The following is a 16,626-nucleotide window of genomic DNA, read 5'->3' as shown; positions in this document are numbered from 1 at the left end:
CCTTACACACATCATGCCTACACTACTCAGCAGTGCTTCCGCCGACCTGGACGCCGTCGTCGAATTCGACCCGGTCATCATCGGCAAGATGAGCCAGTCCGGCCCCCGCTACACGTCCTATCCGACGGCCGACCGTTTCACTGCCGACTTCGGCTACGGCAATTTTCTCGAAGCGCTGGCCGCGCTGCGCATGCGCGGCGGCCGCCGTCCTCTGTCGCTGTACGTGCACGTGCCGTTCTGCGACACCCTGTGTTACTACTGCGCCTGCAACAAAATCATCACGAAAGACCGCAGCAAGGCCGCCACCTATCTCAGCTATCTGAAACAGGAAATCGCCATGCAGGGCAAGCTGTTTGCCGGCATGAACCAGATCGAACAGCTGCATTTCGGCGGCGGCACGCCCACTTACCTGAGCGAAAAGCAGATGGATGAGCTGATGCTGCATTTGCGCCAGCATTTCGAGTTCGCTTCCGATGAAGACGGCGAGTATTCGATCGAAATCGACCCGCGTACCGTGTCGCGCGAACGCGTTTTTTCGCTGCGCGCACAAGGTTTCAATCGCATCAGCCTGGGCGTGCAGGATTTCGACGCCGACGTGCAGAAGGCCGTCAACCGCATCCAGCCGGAAGCGGAAACGGTGGCCATCATGCAGGCCGCGCGCGACGCCGGTTTCCGCTCGATCAGCATCGACCTGATCTACGGCCTGCCCAAGCAAAGCCTGGAGACCATGACGGAAACCTTGCGCAAGGTCATCTCCGCCAGCCCGGACCGCATCGCCCTGTACCACTATGCGCACATGCCGCACCTGTTCAAGCCGCAGCGCCGCATCCTCGACGCCGACATGCCCGACAGCGCCACCAAACTGGCCATGCTGGGCCTGTGCATCGCGCGCCTGACGGCCGCCGGCTATGTGTACATCGGCATGGACCATTTCGCCAAGCCCACGGATGACCTGGCCGTGGCGCAACGCCAGGGCCGCTTGCACCGCAACTTCCAGGGCTATTCGACGCGCGCGGAAGCGGACCTGATCGCCTGCGGCGTGTCGGCCATCAGTTCCATTGGCGCCGTCTACAGCCAGAATGAAAAAACGCTCGACGCGTACTACGAAAAGCTCGACGAAGGCGTGCTGCCGATCGCGCGCGGCATCAAGCTCGATACGGACGATTTATTGCGCCGCATCATCATCCAGATGCTGATGTGCAATTTCGAACTGTCGATCGCCACCATCGAACAAGCGCATCCCGTGAAGTTCCGCAGCTATTTCGCCGCCGAGCTGGAAAAGCTGCGCGAACTGGCGAGAGATGGCTTGCTCGTCATCGAGGAAGACTGGCTGACGGTGACGCCGAAAGGGCGCTTGCTGATCCGCAATATCTGCATGGTCTTCGACCGCTACCTGACGCAGGCCCGCGCGAACGCGGCGCCGGACGCGGTGCAGCCGCTGCGCTACTCGAAAACGGTGTAACACTTCCCGATGAACGCCCTCAGCCTCGTGCCCATGTTCCTGGTCGGCCTGGCCGGCAGCGTACACTGCATCGGCATGTGCGGCGGCATCGTCGGCGCCCTGTCGCTGGGCGGTGGCACGCCGGCCGCGCCCAGCCGCCCCGTGATCGCCATCGCCGTGGCGCGACCGGCGCTGCAATCGAACGTGCTGCGCGTATTGGCCTACAACGGCGGGCGCATAGGCAGCTACATGCTGGCCGGCGCCATGGCGGGCAGCCTGGCGGGCGCGGGCATGCTGCATATGGCGTCACTGCAAGTGGCCGGCTACTGGCTGGCCAACCTGATGCTCGTCGCCTTGGGCCTGTACCTGATGGATGCCTGGCGCGGCCTGGCCCATCTGGAAGCGGCAGGCAATGTCGTCTGGCGCCGCGTGCGCCCCTTGCTAAAACCCTTGATGCCGATGGATACGCCGCTGAAGGCGCTTGCCGTGGGTGGCCTCTGGGGCTGGGTGCCGTGCGGCATGGTCTACAGCGCCCTGCTGACGGCCATGCTGCAAGGTTCGGCCATCGACGGCGCAGCCGCCATGGCTGCCTTCGGCCTGGGCACCCTGCCCATGCTGTTTGGTATGGGCCTGCTGGGCACGCGCCTGCGCGCGCAGATGCAGCGCCGTCCCGTGCGCATCGCCAGCGGCTTGCTGGTACTGGGCTTCGGCCTGCTGGGCCTGCTGCGTGCCGCGAATGGCGTGTCGCTGGGCTGGCTCGACGCCCTGTGCGTCACGGGCCATCCATGAAAAGAATTGTATGAATGCTGTTTTAAAACCCTCCGCCTGCTTCCATTGCGGCTTGCCCGTCCCCTTTGGCTCCCACTGGCACGTCACTATCGACGAGCTGCCACGCGCCATGTGCTGCCCCGGCTGCGAAGCGGTGGCGCAAACCATCGTCGACATCGGCCAAAGCGCCTACTACCGCGACCGCGACGAATACGCCGTCAACGCGGCCGACGCCACCATGGTGCCGCCCGAATTGCGTCTGTACAGCAATGATGACGCACAATTCGCGCGCGACGCCAGCAGCTGCGAGGCGACACTCTCCGTCGAAGGCATCCGCTGCGCCGCCTGCGTCTGGCTGATCGAACGTCAGTTAACGCGCCTGCCCGGCGTGCAGGCCGCCAGCCTGAACGTCGCCACGGAGCGCCTGTACGTGCGCTGGAGCCGCGCGCAGTGCGAGCCGGGCGACATCCTGCAAGCCGTGCGGCAAGTGGGCTACACGGCTTATCCGTATGACGCCGTGCGCCATGGCGAGCGCCTGCAAAAAGCCAGCAAGACCCTGGGCCGCCAGCTGTTCGTGGCGGGCCTGTCGATGATGCAGGTGATGATGTACGTGGCGCCCGCCTACCTGGCCGCCGAGGATGGCACCCTGGACGACAGTATGGCCAGCCTGATGCGCTGGGCCAGCCTGCTGCTCACCTTACCGGCCATCTGCTATTCAGCCATGCCCTTCTTCCAGGGCGCCTGGGCCAGCCTGCGCGCGCGCACCCTGGGCATGGACGTGCCCGTCGCGCTGGGCATCCTGGCGGCCTTCTTCGGCAGCGTGGTGGCGACCTTTACGGGCCGCGGCGAAGTGTATTACGACTCGGCCACGATGTTCATCTTTCTGCTGCTGTGCAGCCGCTATTTCGAATTGCAGGCGCGCCGCAAGGCCGCCTCGGCGCTGGAACGGCTGCAGCATGCCTTGCCTGCCTCGGCCTCGCTGATGGCGGGCTTTCCAGAGCACCGCGCCACCACCCTGGTGCCGGCAGGCACGCTGGACGTGGGCGACATCATCCTCGTGAAACCGGGCGAGGCGATCGCCGCCGACAGCGTCATCATCGAAGGCACGAGCGCGCTCGATTTATCTCTGCTGACGGGCGAGAGCGCTGCCCAGCGCCGCAAGACGGGGGAACAGGTGCCGGGCGGGGCCATCAACGCCAGCGCGGCGCTGATATTGCGCGTGCTCAAACCGGCGCGCGAAAGCACCCTGTCCGACCTGTTAAAACTCATCGAGCGGGCCGGCAGCGGCAAGCCGCAGATCGCGCAGTGGGCCGATAAAGTGGCGGCCTGGTTCGTGCTGGGCCTGCTGCTGTTTGCCGTCGCCGTGTTCGCCTTCTGGAGCTGGCACGATGCGTCGCGGGCCTGGCCCGTGGCTATCGCCGTGCTGGTCGTGTCGTGCCCGTGCGCCTTGTCCCTGGCCACGCCGACGGCGCTGGCGGCCGCGACCGACAGCCTGCTGCGACGCGGCGTGCTCATCGTCCAGCCGCATGTGCTGGAAACCTTGCACCGCGCCACCCACATCGTCTTCGACAAGACGGGCACCTTGACGCTGGGCCGGCCTGTGCTGCAGCAAATCGAGGGCCTGGGCAGCATGACGGAGGACGCTTGCCTGCAAGTGGCCGCCGCGCTGGAAGCGGGCAGCGCCCATCCGCTGGCGCAGGCGATCCTCAGCGCCGCCGAAGGGTTGTCAAGACAGCAGCCGCGCGCGCATGCGGAAAATTTGCAGGAAGTGCAGGGCCAGGGTCTCGAAGGCATCGTCGACGGCGTGCGCTACCGCCTGGGCAATGCGGCCTTTGTGGCCGCCATCGCCGGGCCGCCGCTGGGCGACACCGCCGTCGGCGTGCAGGGCATGACGCCGCTCTACCTGGGCGCGCAGGGACACTGGCTCACGCGCTTTTTGCTCAGCGATGCGCTGCGCCCGGAGGCGCGCGAAGTGGTCGATTATTTCCATAAGCGCGGCAAGCAAGTCGTGCTGCTGAGCGGCGACCAGGAAGCGCTGACGCAAAGCGTGGCGGCGCAACTGGGCATCGCCACGGCTTGCGGCGAATGCCTGCCCGATGAAAAGCTCGATTTCGTGCAGCAACTGCAGGCGACGGGCGCCGTGGTGGCGATGGTGGGCGACGGCATCAACGACGCCGCCGTGCTGAGCGCGGCCGATGTCTCGTTTGCCATGGGTTCCGGCGCCGCGCTGGCGCAGGCGCATGCGGACACGGTGCTGCTCTCAAGCCAGTTGAATTCAGTGCTCGACACGGCGAAAACGGCCGCGCGCAGCATGCGCATCATCCGCGAAAACCTGGGCTGGGCCACCCTGTACAATCTGACGGCCATCCCGGCCGCCGCGCTGGGTTTCCTGAACCCCTGGCTGTCCGGCGTCGGCATGGCTGCCAGCTCGGCGGTCGTCATCGCCAACGCCCTGCGTCTGCGGAAAGCCTGAACCATGGAAGCCCTCTACCTCCTCATCCCCTTAAGCGTCGTGGTCGTCTTCATCGCCCTGTGGGTGTATTTCACGGCCTCCGACAGCGGCCAGTTCGACGACCTCGTCGGACCGGGCCTGCGCGTGCTGCAGGACGACGATATGCCGGCCAAGCCGGCTCCCGACGAACCACACGCCTGACGTTTCCCCTCCGGCACGATGGCGCCTGGCCATCGTTGAACTATGCCATTTGACGCAGATCAAGCCCTGATTGTAGGGATATTGCATGGCTTTTTTTGACCGAAATATGCCTATATTTCGATGCCAGTTCGCTACGCTTATTTCATCCGGGGAATTTTGATCCACATCAAAGTTTTTTCGCCTTCAAACACTTACTCTCTGGCCACCATCATAAATAGTAATTCCAGGGAGAGTCTTTGTGGATCAATCGCTGAACTATAACTACAAGATCGTGAAGCAATTCGCGGTCGCTACTGTGGTATGGGGCATCATCGGCATGCTGGTTGGCGTTATCATCGCCGCTCAGCTAGCCTGGCCTGCCCTGAACCTCGACATACCATGGCTGACATACGGACGTTTGCGTCCGCTGCACACGAATGCGGTGATTTTCGCCTTCGGCATCTGCGGCCTGTTCGCCACCTCGTACTACGTTGTACAACGCACCTGCCAGGTGCGCCTGTTTTCCGACAAGCTGGCCGCCTTCACGTTCTGGGGCTGGCAAGCAGTGATCCTGTGCGCCGTCGTCAGCCTGCCCATGGGCCTGACGCGCGGCAAGGAATACGCCGAACTGGAATGGCCTATCGCCATCCTCATCGCCGTCGTCTGGATCGCCTACGCCATCGTGTTCTTCGGCACTTTGATCAAGCGCAAGGTCAAGCACATCTACGTGGCCAACTGGTTCTTCGGCGCCTACATCCTGGCCGTGACGATTTTGCACGTGGTCAATGGCGCCGTCATGCCAGCCTCGTTCACCAAGTCGTACTCCGCCTATGCGGGCGTGCAGGACGCCATGATCCAGTGGTGGTACGGCCATAACGCGGTGGGTTTCATCCTGACCGCCGGCTACCTGGGCATGGTCTACTACTTCATCCCGAAACAGGCAGAGCGCCCCGTGTACTCGTACCGCCTGTCCATCGTCCACTTCTGGGCGCTGATCTTCACTTACATGTGGGCGGGCCCGCATCACCTGCACTACACGGCATTGCCTGACTGGACGCAATCGATCGGCATGGTCTTCTCGCTGGTCCTGCTGGCACCAAGCTGGGGCGGCATGATCAACGGCATCATGACCCTGTCGGGCGCCTGGCACAAGCTGCGCACCGATCCGATCCTGAAATTCATGATCGTCTCGCTGTCGTTCTACGGCATCGCCACCTTCGAAGGTCCGATGATGTCGATCAAGACCATCAACTCGCTGTCGCACTACACCGACTGGACCGTTGCCCACGTACATGCGGGTGCCCTGGGCTGGGTGGGCTTCATCACCATGGGTTCGATCTACTATCTGCTGCCACGCCTGGCGGGCCGCACGCAGATGCACAGCACGCGCCTGGTTGACGTGCACTTCTGGGTGGCCACCATCGGCATCGTGCTGTACATCGCCGCAATGTGGATCGCCGGCGTGATGCAGGGCCTGATGTGGCGTGCGGTCAATCCGGACGGCACCCTGACCTACACCTTTGTCGAGAGCGTGAAAGCAACGTATCCGTACTACGTGGTGCGCGTGGCCGGTGGCCTGCTGTACCTGTCGGGTATGTGCATCATGGGCTACAACACCTGGATGACCTTGCGCGGCAGCAAACTCCCCGTCGCCCGCATTCCAGAACTGAACGCGGCGCACGCCTGATAGGAGCGAAAGCAAATGAAATTTTCACATGCATGGATTGAGAGAAACCCCTGGCTGCTGATCGCCCTGGTCACTGTGGTGATCAGCATCGGCGGCGCTGTCGAGATCGTTCCCCTGTTCTTCCAGAAGAGCACGACGGAGCCGGTCGCCGGCCTGAAGCCGTATTCGCCGCTGCGCCTGGCGGGCCGCGACATTTACGTGCGCGAAGGCTGCTACAACTGCCACTCGCAGATGGTACGTCCGCTGCGCGCGGAAACGGAACGCTATGGCCACTATTCGGTCGCTGGCGAGTTCGTGTACGACCGTCCGTTCCAGTGGGGTTCCAAGCGCACGGGGCCGGACCTGGCCCGTGTGGGCGCCCGCTACAGCGATGAATGGCACCGCACGCACTTGAACAACCCGCGCGACGTGGTGCCCGAGTCGAACATGCCGGCCTACCCATGGCTGGCGAAGACCAAGCTGGTGCCTGACGACATCATGCCGAAGATGCGCGCCCTGAAACGCCTGGGCCAGCCGTACAGCGATGCGGAAATCGCCGCCGGCCCGTCACAGCTGCAGGACAAGACGGAAGAAGACGCCCTGGTCGCCTATCTGCAAGGCCTCGGTACATTAATCAAAACAAGGAATTAGCATGGCAATCGAAAACCTGTTTGACAGCGCCAGCAGCGTCATGACGGTGGTTTCCTTTACGACGTTCGTAGGCATCCTGTGGTGGACTTTCAGCCGCAGCAATAGCGACTTCGACGCGGCGGCGCGCCTGCCGTTCGACGACGAGGCGCTCGACTATCCGGCAGCGCCGGTATCCATGCCTGTGCCGGCACAAGGGGAGCGCAACCATGGCTGACTTTACCAATGGCTTCTGGAATATCTACATCATCGTGCTGTCCTTGCTGGGCATCATCGGCTGCGGCGTGCTGCTGTACTCGCAGTCGAAAATCAAAGTGGTCGACGGCGCGCCTGCCGACGGCACCACGGGCCACGTCTGGGACGAGGACTTGAAGGAACTCAATACGCCGATGCCGCGCTGGTGGATGTGGTTGTTCTACATCACCATCGTCTTCGCGCTGGCGTATCTGTTCCTGTACCCGGGCCTGGGCAACTATGCCGGCAGCCTGGGCTGGAAATCAACGGGCCAGTACGAGGAAGAGCTGAAGAAGGCGGAAGCCGACTACGGCCCCCTGTTCAACAAGTACCTGAGCCAGGACTTGAAGACGGTGGCCGCCGATCCGCAGGCGCATGCCATCGGCCAGCGTTTGTTCCTGACCTACTGCGCGCAATGCCACGGTTCGGATGCGCGCGGCAACAAGGGCTTCCCCAACCTGACCGACAAGGACTGGCTGTATGGCGGTGAGCCCGACATCATCAAGACCACTATCATGCATGGCCGCAATGGGCAAATGCCACCGATGGGCGCCGCCCTGGGCTCCGAAAAGGATGTCGAGAACGTGGCCCATTATGTGCTGAGCCTATCCGGCTCGACCTCGGACCCCGTCAAATCCGTGCTGGGCAAGGCCAAGTTCGGCGCCTGCATGGCCTGTCACGGCGCCGATGCGAAGGGTAACCAGATGCTCGGTTCGCCTAACCTGACGGACAAGATCTGGCTGTATGGCGGCAGTGCCGATACCATCATGGAAACCATCCGCAAGGGACGCAACAACACCATGCCGGCCTTCAGCGATTTCCTCGGCGAGTCCAAGGTACACGTGCTGTCGGCGTATGTCTGGAGCCTGTCGAATCCCCAGACGCCCGTGAAATGACGTAATGGAACCTCAAGTCATCAAGATGTATGCGGCCCGCGAGCAAATCTACCCTCGCGAGGCCAAAGGACGCTACGCTACCTGGCGATGGGTATGCGTATGGCTTACCCAGCTGGCGTTCTACGGCTTGCCGTGGTTGACCTGGAATGGCAGGCAAGCCCTGCTGTTCGATTTGACCACGCGCAAGTTCTACATTTTCGGCGTCGTGCTGTGGCCCCAGGATTTCATCTATCTGGCGGCCCTGCTGATCATCTGTGCGTATTTGTTGTTCCTCGTCACGGCCATCGCCGGGCGGGTGTGGTGCGGGTTCTCTTGCCCGCAAACGGTATACACGGAAATCTTCCTGTGGGTCGAACGCCGCATCGAGGGCACGCGCAGCGCGCGCATGGCCCTCGACAAGCAGGGACCCTCCGTGCGCAAGGCTTTCAAGAAAACGGCCAAGCACCTGGCATGGGGCGCCATCGCCCTGTGGACGGGCTTTACCTTTGTCGGCTATTTCACGCCGATCAAGGAACTGGCGCGCGAGGTGACCACCCTCAATTTCGGTCCCTGGGAATGGTTCTGGGTCTTGTTCTACAGCCTGGCAACCTACGGCAACGCAGGCTGGCTGCGCGAGCAGGTGTGCAAATACATGTGCCCCTACGCGCGCTTCCAGAGCGCCATGTTCGACCAGGACACCCTGATCATCACTTACGATGCCAAGCGCGGCGAACCGCGTGGCGCCATCAGCAAGAAGGCCGGCAACAACGACAAGCTGGGCGACTGCATCGACTGCACCCTGTGCGTACAAGTGTGTCCGACCGGCATCGATATCCGCAACGGCCTGCAGTATGAATGCATCGGCTGCGCCGCCTGCGTCGACGCCTGCAACAGCGTGATGGACAAGGTCGACCGGCCGCGGGGACTGGTACGCTACAGTACCGACCATGCGATGGAAAACAACTTCAGTTCGAAGCAGATCCGCCAGCGCGCCATGCGCCCGCGCGTGCTGATCTACACTTCCATCCTGGCCCTGATCATCATCGCCGTGTGTACTTCGCTGGCCCTGCGCACGCCCCTGAAAATGGACGTGATCCGCGACCGCGGTTCGATGGGACGCGAAGTGGAAGACGGCATGATCGAAAACGTTTACCGCTTGCAGATCATGAACACCTCGGAGCAAACCCAGCATTTTAAAATCAGCGCTTCCGGCTTGCCGGGCCTGACCTTGCTGACGCGCGAAGAAGTGACCTTGCAGCCGACGGAAACGCTGGGCTGGCCGATCCGCCTGCGCGTGCCGCACGGCGTGGGCGAGAAGGGCTCGAACAAGATTGCGATCGAATTGCACTCGCTGGACGACCCATCGTTGCATGTGCGTGAAAGCGCGGTATTCATCGTACCGCGCTAATGTAGGAAGGCCAGTCCCCGGATGGGGATTGGCCGATTAAACAGGAGAAATATCATGTCCGACAGTCTCAAGCTGCAAGCCCCCGTTGCCCCGTGGTACAAGCATCGCTGGCCATGGCTGCTGATGATCGGTCCCGGCCTGTCCGTGGTCGTCGGCAGCTTCATGGGCTATATCGCGTTTACGCAGCCTGATGCGCTGGTGGTGGGCGATTACTACAAGCAGGGAAAGGCGATCAACCAGGACTTGCGGCGCGATACTGTCGCCAGCGACCTGGCGATGGATACCAGCCTGTCGTATGACGTGGCGTCAGCGCGCCTCAGTGGTTCCGTGCACAGCTTCGGCAAGGCTTACCAGGGTCCGCTGCAGCTGCATCTGGCGCATGCGACCTTGCCGGAAAAAGATATCAAGCTGCTGGTGCAGCCCGATGCGGCCGGCAACTTCTCGGTAGCGCTGCCGATGCTCGAGCGCAGCCGCTGGCAAGTGCTGGTGGAAAACGACAAACGCGAGTGGCGCCTGTCCGGCATCTGGACCTGGCCGCTGCAGCGCAGCATCGCGCTGCACGCGGATGAAGAGCTGTAAGACTTACTTGCAGACGTCCGTACCGGCCGTAATGGCCTTCAACTTGGCCGGCTGCAAGATCTCGATCTCGCGGTTGGAGACGCGCAGCCAGCCTTCCTTCTTGAATTTGGACAATAAGCGGCTGACGCTTTCGATGGTCAGGCCCAGGTAGTTGCCGATTTCCTCGCGCGACATGCGCAGCTGGAAATTGCTGCCCGAATAGCCGCGCGCCTCATAGCGCGAGGCCAGGTTGACGATGAAGGCGGCAAAGCGCTGCGTCGCCTGCATATTGCCCAGCAACAGCATGACGCTTTGCTCGCGCGTGATTTCCTGGCTCATCATCCGGTGGAAATGGCGCAGCAGGGTAGGCATACTGCCCAGCAATTGTTCCAGGCTGGAAAACGGGATTTCACACACTTCGCTATCTTCCAGCGCTACCGCATTACAGTGGTGGCGGTCGGCGCTGATGGCGTCCATGCCCAGCAGTTCTCCTGCCATCTGGAAGCCCGTCACCTGCTCTTCGCCACCCGGATTGATCTGGTACGTCTTGAAGTGCCCCAGGCGGATCGCGTACAGGTTCTGGAACGAGTCGCCGATGCGGAACAGCGAGGCGCCGCGCACGATCTTGCGGCGGCGGCCGATGATCTGATCCAGCCTGTCCATGTCGCCCACATCGAGGCCCATCGGCAGGCACAATTGATGCATGCTGCAGGTCGAGCATCGCGCACGCAACGCTTCCACGGTCACTGTGGGCAAGGTGGGAGTGAGGAGCGCTTCAGTCATGTCGGTACCTTTTAGAAAATGCAATACCGAGTTTACTGCATACACGGTTGCCGTGTGCCAATTTCACCCCAATTGCGCTGAATAAACGACGTTCTGACTTTAATTATATGGCAACATCGTCAAAAGCCCTTGCAGCGAGGGCAATTTGCGCGGCACCGCTTGCCAAGTTGATGTATTGATAGGAAAATTCCTGACAGCATTATCTGCCGCCTGTGCCGCCCGGTACTGAAAAGGAAATCATGAAGCCTCTCGGCATCAAAGCAAAAGTCGCCTTGGCCACCAGCCTGACCTCGATCGCCATGATCGCACTGGTCACCATGATCCAGTTGCAGCACATGCGCGCTGACTTCACGCGAGTACTGCTGAGCCAGCAATCTGCCCTGATCACCCGCACCGCCGCCGAGCTCGACGACAAGCTGGGCATGCTGCTGCAAATCGTCACCCTGACGGCCAGGCAGCAGCCGCCGGAATTGATCGCCCAACCCGCCAAGCTGCGCGAATACTATTCGCGCCGCTCGATGCTGGTGCTGTTCGACGACGTGCTGGTGCTCGATGCGCAAGGCGCCATCGTGGCCGACATGCCGCTGGTCACGGGCCGCGCCGGCATCAATGTTGCCGAGCGCGAGTATTTCCAGACCGTCCTGCGCACACGCCAGCCCATGATCACCGAGCCGATGCTGGGCAAATCGAGCGGCATGCCCATCGTGCAGATGGTGGCGCCCGTGCTCACCGCCGATGGCCAGGTGGCCGGTGTGGTGATCGGCGTGCTGCGCCTGTACAAGGACAACCTGCTGGGGCGCCTGCGCTCGGAAAAGATCGGCAAGAGCGGCTATTACTTCATTCTCACGCGCGGCGCCGTGCCGCGCTACGTGCTGCACCCCGATACCAGCCGTTTGCTGCAGCCGCGCCAGCCGAACGCCAACCTGACGACCACCCAGATGCTGAAGGACGATGGCGAAGGCAGCATGGTCAGCACCAACAGCCGCGGCATCACGGCCGTCAACAGCTTCAAGCGCCTGAAATCGGTGAACTGGCTGCTGGCCGCCTCGCTACCCATCGAGGACGCCTTCGAACCGTTTGATGGCGTGCTGTACCGGCTGGTGCTGTGGAGCATCCTCGCTTCGCTGCTGGCCGCTTTTGTTCTGGGCTGGGTTACCGTGCGCCTGCTGTCGCCGCTGGTGCGCCTGCGCGATACCCTGCTGGCCCTGCGCACCAGCGGCAGCCGCTTCACGCCCGTGCCAGTGCAGCAGCGCGACGAGATCGGCGAACTGACGGAGGCGTTCAACGGCCTGATGTGCGAACGCGACCGCCTGCAGCAGGAACTCGAATCGCGCGCGGCGGAACTGGAACTGGAGCGCGACCGGGCCGAGGCGGCCAACCGGGCGAAGAGCGACTTCGTGGCCAACATGAGCCATGAAATCCGCACGCCCCTCAATGCCGTGCTGGGCATGGTCTATTTGCTGGGCAATACCAGGCTCGACACGGAACAGCGCAAGTATCTGACCATGGTGCGCGTGGCGGGCCAGTCGCTGCTGGGCATCCTCAACGACGTGCTCGATTATTCGAAGATCGAAGCGCGCCGCATGGAATTGTCGCCCGTCGAGTTCGACCTTGACGAAGTCATGAATACCCTGGCCACGACGATGACGATGAATGCGGGCGAGAAGGAGCTGGAACTGGCCATCGCTGTCGAGCCCGACGTGCCGCGGCGCCTCGTGGGCGACGCCCAGCGCCTGCAGCAAATCCTCGTCAACCTGGCCGGCAATGCCATCAAGTTCACCGAGAGCGGCGAAGTGGTGGTGGCCGTCAGCCTGGCCGAGAGAGAAAACGGGTGCGCCTGGCTGCGCTTCGAAGTGCGCGACACGGGTATCGGCATGACGGAACTGCAGCAACAGCAACTGTTTTCCGCCTTTTCACAGGGCGACCAGAGCATCACGCGGCGCTTCGGCGGCACGGGCCTGGGCCTGGCCATCAGCAAGCAACTGATCCACATGATGGGCGGCGATATCGCCGTGGCCAGCAGCGAAGGCAAGGGCAGCCGCTTCTGGTTCAGCGTGCCCTTCGAGATGCTGGAGCAGCCGGCCGAGACGCGGCGCACGCCGGCCCTCGGCCAGCTGCGCCTGCTGGTGGCCGACGATAACCGCACTACACGCGAACTGATCGTCAAGCTGATCGAGGCCTGGGGCTGGCTGGCCGACGAAGTGGACTCCGGTTTTGCCGCCATCGAACTGTATCGCGAACGCCTGGCGCAGCAGCAACCGTATGACGTGGTGCTGGCCGACTGGCACATGCCCGTGATGGATGGCCTGGCCACGGCCAAGGCCATCCGCCAGGCGGCCAGTGGCCAGCGCCAGCCCATCGTGGTGATGGTCAACGCCTTCGCCCGCAACCACCTGGAAGAGATTTCCAGCGCGGCCGAGGCCGATGTCGTGCTGATGAAGCCGATCACGGGATCGAGCCTGTTCGATGCCCTGCACCAGGCACTGATCGCCAAGAACGACGGCGGCGAGCAGCGCATGCTGCACCAGCCGCTGGGCACGGAGCTGGCCGGCGTACATTTCCTGCTGGTGGAAGACAATCATTTGAACCAGGCCGTGGCGCGCGGCATCCTCGAACACATGGGCGCCACCCTGGACGTGGTGGGCGACGGCCTGCAAGCGGTGGAGCGGCTGCGCACGGAGGCGCTGCGCTACGACATCGTGCTGATGGATATGCAAATGCCCGTCATGGACGGCTTCAGCGCCACCCACATCATCCGCACGGAACTGCGCTTGAACTTGCCCGTGATCGCCATGACGGCCGGCGTGCTGGCGTCGGAGCGCGAGCGCTGCATGACGGCCGGCATCAGCGATTTCATCGCCAAGCCCGTGGTGGTGGAAGAGATGATGGAAGTCATCCTGCGCCACCTGCCCAAACGCCCGCAAGTGCAGACGACCGAGGCGGCCCCCGTTGCCGATGAGGAAGTGTTTTCCATGGCGCCGCTGATGCGCGTGATGGGACGCGATGCGAAAGGGCGCGGCGTGCTGCGGCGCATGGTGGAAGATGCGCTGAACAAGGGCATGACGCCCGTGCGCGACGCTGAAACAGCGTTGCAAACGGGCCGCCACAGCGACGTGGCGCGCATCTTGCACGGCGTGCGCGGTTCCGTGGGCACCCTGGGCACGAAACGCCTGATCCGCGCCGCGTTTGCCACCGAGGAAGCCATCGACGCCGGTCGACTCGACGAGGTGCCGGCGCTACTGGCGCACACGGCGCAGGAACTGGAGCAGGCGCTGGCGGCGGCGTCCGATTGGTTGTCGCGGTTGAAGGATTAAAAGAGTAGGTCGGATTAGCGCTTGCGCGTAATCCGACATGATACGCCAACAATATTGTCGGATTACGCGGCGTGCCGCCGCTAATCCGACCTACGCAATTTACGCCGGCACGCCCAGAATCACGCTGGACGCCTTGAAAATGGCCGTCACATTGCTGCCAAGCTCGATACCCAGCTCGCTGCTGCTCTGGTTCGTGATGATGGCGGCGATCGTGCCGCCGCGCGGCAAATCCAGCACCACTTCCGTGTTGACGGCGCCCGTCTGCACGCGCGTCACCAGCCCGGCCAGCTGATTGCGCGCGGAAAAGCGCGCCCCTGCGCTGTCAGTCACGAGGATGATGGACGACGCCTTGATCAGCGCGAACGCTTCCGCGCCCGGCACCAGGCCCAGGCTCTCGCTGCTGCCCTGCGTGACGATGGCGACGATGTGCTGGCCACCGGGCAATTCCAGGGTGACTTCATCGTTGACGGCGCCCTGTTTCAGTTCGGCTACCTTGCCCAGGAATTGATTGCGTGCCGTGGTTTTCATGGCCATTCTCCGTATGAGTAAAAGATCGTCGGCGATGCCTTCCGCCTGACTGCCCAGCTGACACAGGTAGCGGGCATGCTCGCGCTCGATGATGCGGAAATTGTCGACCAGTTGGCGTCCCCGCTGCGTCAGCCGCGTACCACCGCCGCCCTTGCCGCCCGTCAAGCGCTCGACCAGCGGCTCGCCGGCCAGGTTGTTCATGGCGTCGATGGCGTCCCAGGCGGCCTTGTAGCTCATCTTCACAAGCTTCGCCGCCTGCGTGATGGAGCCGCACTCGGCAATGGCGCCCAACAATTCCACGCGGCCGGCGCCGCCCAGATGCTCTCCACCCACCGTCATCCATACCGAGCCTTGCAGGCCGATTTCCGCTGTCGCTGATTTATCCAATGCGTTCACCCAAAGCCATGTGTTCTTCCCCGTTATCGATCTGTCCGTCGCGCAAGTACAGCACATGCTCGCCCAGGATGCGCGCATCTTCCGGATCGTGGGTGATCAGGATCATGGGCACGTCCAGGCGTTGCTGCCACTGGCTCAGTTCCAGACGCATTTTGACACGCAGGGCCGGATCGAGGGCGGCAAAAGGCTCGTCGAGCAGCAGCGCGGCCGGCTCGGCCACGAGCGCCCTCGCCAGCGCCACCCTTTGGCGCTGGCCACCGGACAACTCGTCGGGAAACTGGTGCGCCAGTTCCTGCAAATGAAATGCGGCTAGCCAATGCTCGACCTTGGCCAGCTTTTCGCGCGCGCGCGGGTTGAACCAGCCCCGCGCCAGGCCAAAGCCCACGTTCTGGCGCACCGTCAGGTGCGGGAACAGCGCGTAATCCTGGAACAAATACGCCACGTTGCGTTGCTGCGGCGGCAAATTGATGCCAGCGGCCGAATCGAACAGGGTGCGCCCGTTCAGGCGGATATGGCCGGCGTCAGGCGTGAAGAGTCCGGCAATGGCTTTCAGGGTCATGCTCTTGCCGGCGCCAGACGGGCCATACATGGCGATGCGCTGACACTCGGACGTGCATTTCACCTGCAAGTCGAAGCGGCGTTTGCCGGAGCGCAAGGTGGCGCGAAGGTCGAGGTCGAGTTGCATAGGCGTCGTCATTGGCGTCATTTGTGCGCGATGCGCCCGGGCGCCAGGCGGCCAGCCGACAGCAGCACCACGATACAGACAAAGGAAGTGATCAGCACCAGGGTGTTGGCCACGTCGTCCTGGCCCGCCTGCACGGCTTCATACACGGCCACCGACAGGGTTTGTGTCTTGCCGGGGATGCTGCCGGCCACCATCAGGGTGGCGCCAAACTCGCCCAGCGCGCGCACAAAGCCCAGCAGCACGCCAGCGAGGATGCCACGCCAGGCCAGCGGTAAGGTTACACGGAAAAAGATGGCGATTTCAGAAATGCCCAGCACGCGAGCCGCCTGCTCCAGCTGGCCGTCGACCGCCTCGAAGGCGGCCCGCGCCGGCTTGAAGACGAGGGGAAAAGCCACCACCGTGGAAGCGATCACGGCGCCCTGCCAGGTAAAGATCAGGTTAATGCCGAAGTTATCCTGCAGCCAGATGCCCAGGGTGCCGCGCCGGCCCAGCAGCACCAGCAGATAGTAGCCGAGCACGGTGGGCGGCATCACCATCGGCAGGGTCAACAGGGCGTCGAGCAGCTCGCGCCCGGGAAAACGCGCGCGCGCCAGCAGATAGCCCGTACCGATGCCGAGCAACAAATTGAGCGCCGTGGCCCAGGCCGCTACTTTGAGCGACAGGGCCAGCGCGGTCCAGGCGATATCCATG

Annotated in this window: 15 protein-coding genes; 11 read left to right on the top strand and 4 right to left on the bottom strand. The window is 63.0% G+C overall.

Annotated elements, in window-relative coordinates:
- Positions 1-13: 13 nt before the first annotated feature.
- From hemN to ACQ4WZ_RS22865, 10 genes are all read left to right on the top strand, one after another.
- Entirely contained in the window at positions 14-1,462 is a 1,449-nt protein-coding gene (gene hemN, locus ACQ4WZ_RS22910) for an oxygen-independent coproporphyrinogen III oxidase (RefSeq protein WP_101483298.1), read from the top strand.
- 9 nt (positions 1,463-1,471) lie between these two features.
- Positions 1,472-2,230, top strand: a complete 759-nt coding sequence (locus tag ACQ4WZ_RS22905; protein ID WP_436574593.1) for a sulfite exporter TauE/SafE family protein — start codon at positions 1,472-1,474, stop codon at positions 2,228-2,230.
- A 10-nt stretch (positions 2,231-2,240) separates the two neighbouring features.
- Positions 2,241-4,682 (top strand): heavy metal translocating P-type ATPase, encoded by a 2,442-nt coding sequence (locus ACQ4WZ_RS22900; RefSeq protein WP_133989011.1) that lies wholly within the window; start codon positions 2,241-2,243, stop codon positions 4,680-4,682.
- Positions 4,683-4,685: 3 nt separating this feature from the next.
- Positions 4,686-4,862 (top strand): cbb3-type cytochrome oxidase assembly protein CcoS, encoded by a 177-nt coding sequence (ccoS, locus tag ACQ4WZ_RS22895; RefSeq protein WP_101483301.1) that lies wholly within the window; start codon positions 4,686-4,688, stop codon positions 4,860-4,862.
- Between the two features lie 238 nt (positions 4,863-5,100).
- Positions 5,101-6,528, top strand: coding sequence for a cytochrome-c oxidase, cbb3-type subunit I (ccoN, locus tag ACQ4WZ_RS22890; RefSeq protein ID WP_046681775.1), 1,428 nt, complete (start codon positions 5,101-5,103; stop codon positions 6,526-6,528).
- Between the two features lie 15 nt (positions 6,529-6,543).
- Entirely contained in the window at positions 6,544-7,158 is a 615-nt protein-coding gene (ccoO, locus tag ACQ4WZ_RS22885) for a cytochrome-c oxidase, cbb3-type subunit II (protein WP_436574592.1), read from the top strand.
- Position 7,159: 1 nt separating this feature from the next.
- Positions 7,160-7,372 carry a cbb3-type cytochrome oxidase subunit 3 gene (locus tag ACQ4WZ_RS22880; protein WP_101483303.1) on the top strand — a complete coding sequence of 71 codons (213 nt, stop codon included), beginning with the start codon at positions 7,160-7,162 and terminating at the stop codon, positions 7,370-7,372.
- Positions 7,365-8,285, top strand: coding sequence for a cytochrome-c oxidase, cbb3-type subunit III (gene ccoP / locus ACQ4WZ_RS22875; protein WP_133989010.1), 921 nt, complete (start codon positions 7,365-7,367; stop codon positions 8,283-8,285). Before ACQ4WZ_RS22880 ends, ccoP begins: the two co-directional genes overlap by 8 nt.
- A gap of 4 nt (positions 8,286-8,289) precedes the next feature.
- Entirely contained in the window at positions 8,290-9,672 is a 1,383-nt protein-coding gene (ccoG, locus tag ACQ4WZ_RS22870; RefSeq protein ID WP_101483305.1) for a cytochrome c oxidase accessory protein CcoG, read from the top strand.
- Between the two features lie 54 nt (positions 9,673-9,726).
- The gene (locus ACQ4WZ_RS22865; protein ID WP_101483306.1) at positions 9,727-10,251 is read left to right on the top strand and encodes a FixH family protein; all 525 of its coding nucleotides are present in this window, start codon (positions 9,727-9,729) and stop codon (positions 10,249-10,251) included.
- A gap of 3 nt (positions 10,252-10,254) precedes the next feature.
- Here ACQ4WZ_RS22865 and fnr read toward each other — a convergent pair whose 3' ends face one another.
- Complete coding sequence (gene fnr, locus ACQ4WZ_RS22860) at positions 10,255-11,013, bottom strand: fumarate/nitrate reduction transcriptional regulator Fnr (protein WP_101483307.1); 759 nt, start codon at positions 11,011-11,013, stop codon at positions 10,255-10,257.
- A gap of 239 nt (positions 11,014-11,252) precedes the next feature.
- Here fnr and ACQ4WZ_RS22855 point away from each other — a divergent pair, with 239 nt between their 5' ends.
- Positions 11,253-14,327 carry a response regulator gene (locus tag ACQ4WZ_RS22855; RefSeq protein ID WP_436574591.1) on the top strand — a complete coding sequence of 1,025 codons (3,075 nt, stop codon included), beginning with the start codon at positions 11,253-11,255 and terminating at the stop codon, positions 14,325-14,327.
- A gap of 99 nt (positions 14,328-14,426) precedes the next feature.
- Here the strand turns inward: ACQ4WZ_RS22855 and ACQ4WZ_RS22850 are convergent, their stop codons facing one another.
- Genes ACQ4WZ_RS22850 through modB form a run of 3 tightly spaced genes read right to left on the bottom strand, consistent with a single transcriptional unit; the run spans position 14,427 to position 16,625 of the window.
- Positions 14,427-15,194, bottom strand: a complete 768-nt coding sequence (locus ACQ4WZ_RS22850) for a TOBE domain-containing protein (RefSeq protein ID WP_101483308.1) — start codon at positions 15,192-15,194, stop codon at positions 14,427-14,429.
- A 40-nt stretch (positions 15,195-15,234) separates the two neighbouring features.
- A complete protein-coding gene (locus ACQ4WZ_RS22845) occupies positions 15,235-15,936 on the bottom strand; it encodes a sulfate/molybdate ABC transporter ATP-binding protein (RefSeq protein WP_436574615.1) in 702 nt (233 codons plus the stop codon).
- A 17-nt stretch (positions 15,937-15,953) separates the two neighbouring features.
- Positions 15,954-16,625: a molybdate ABC transporter permease subunit gene (gene modB / locus ACQ4WZ_RS22840; RefSeq protein ID WP_133989007.1), complete on the bottom strand. Its 672-nt coding sequence runs from the start codon at positions 16,623-16,625 to the stop codon at positions 15,954-15,956.
- Position 16,626 lies beyond the last annotated feature (1 nt).

This window comes from Janthinobacterium darwini, assembly GCF_051380905.1.
GTDB lineage: Bacteria > Pseudomonadota > Gammaproteobacteria > Burkholderiales > Burkholderiaceae_D > Janthinobacterium.
Note: the sequence above shows the minus strand (reverse complement) of the source record. Positions and strands in the feature narration are given on the sequence as shown.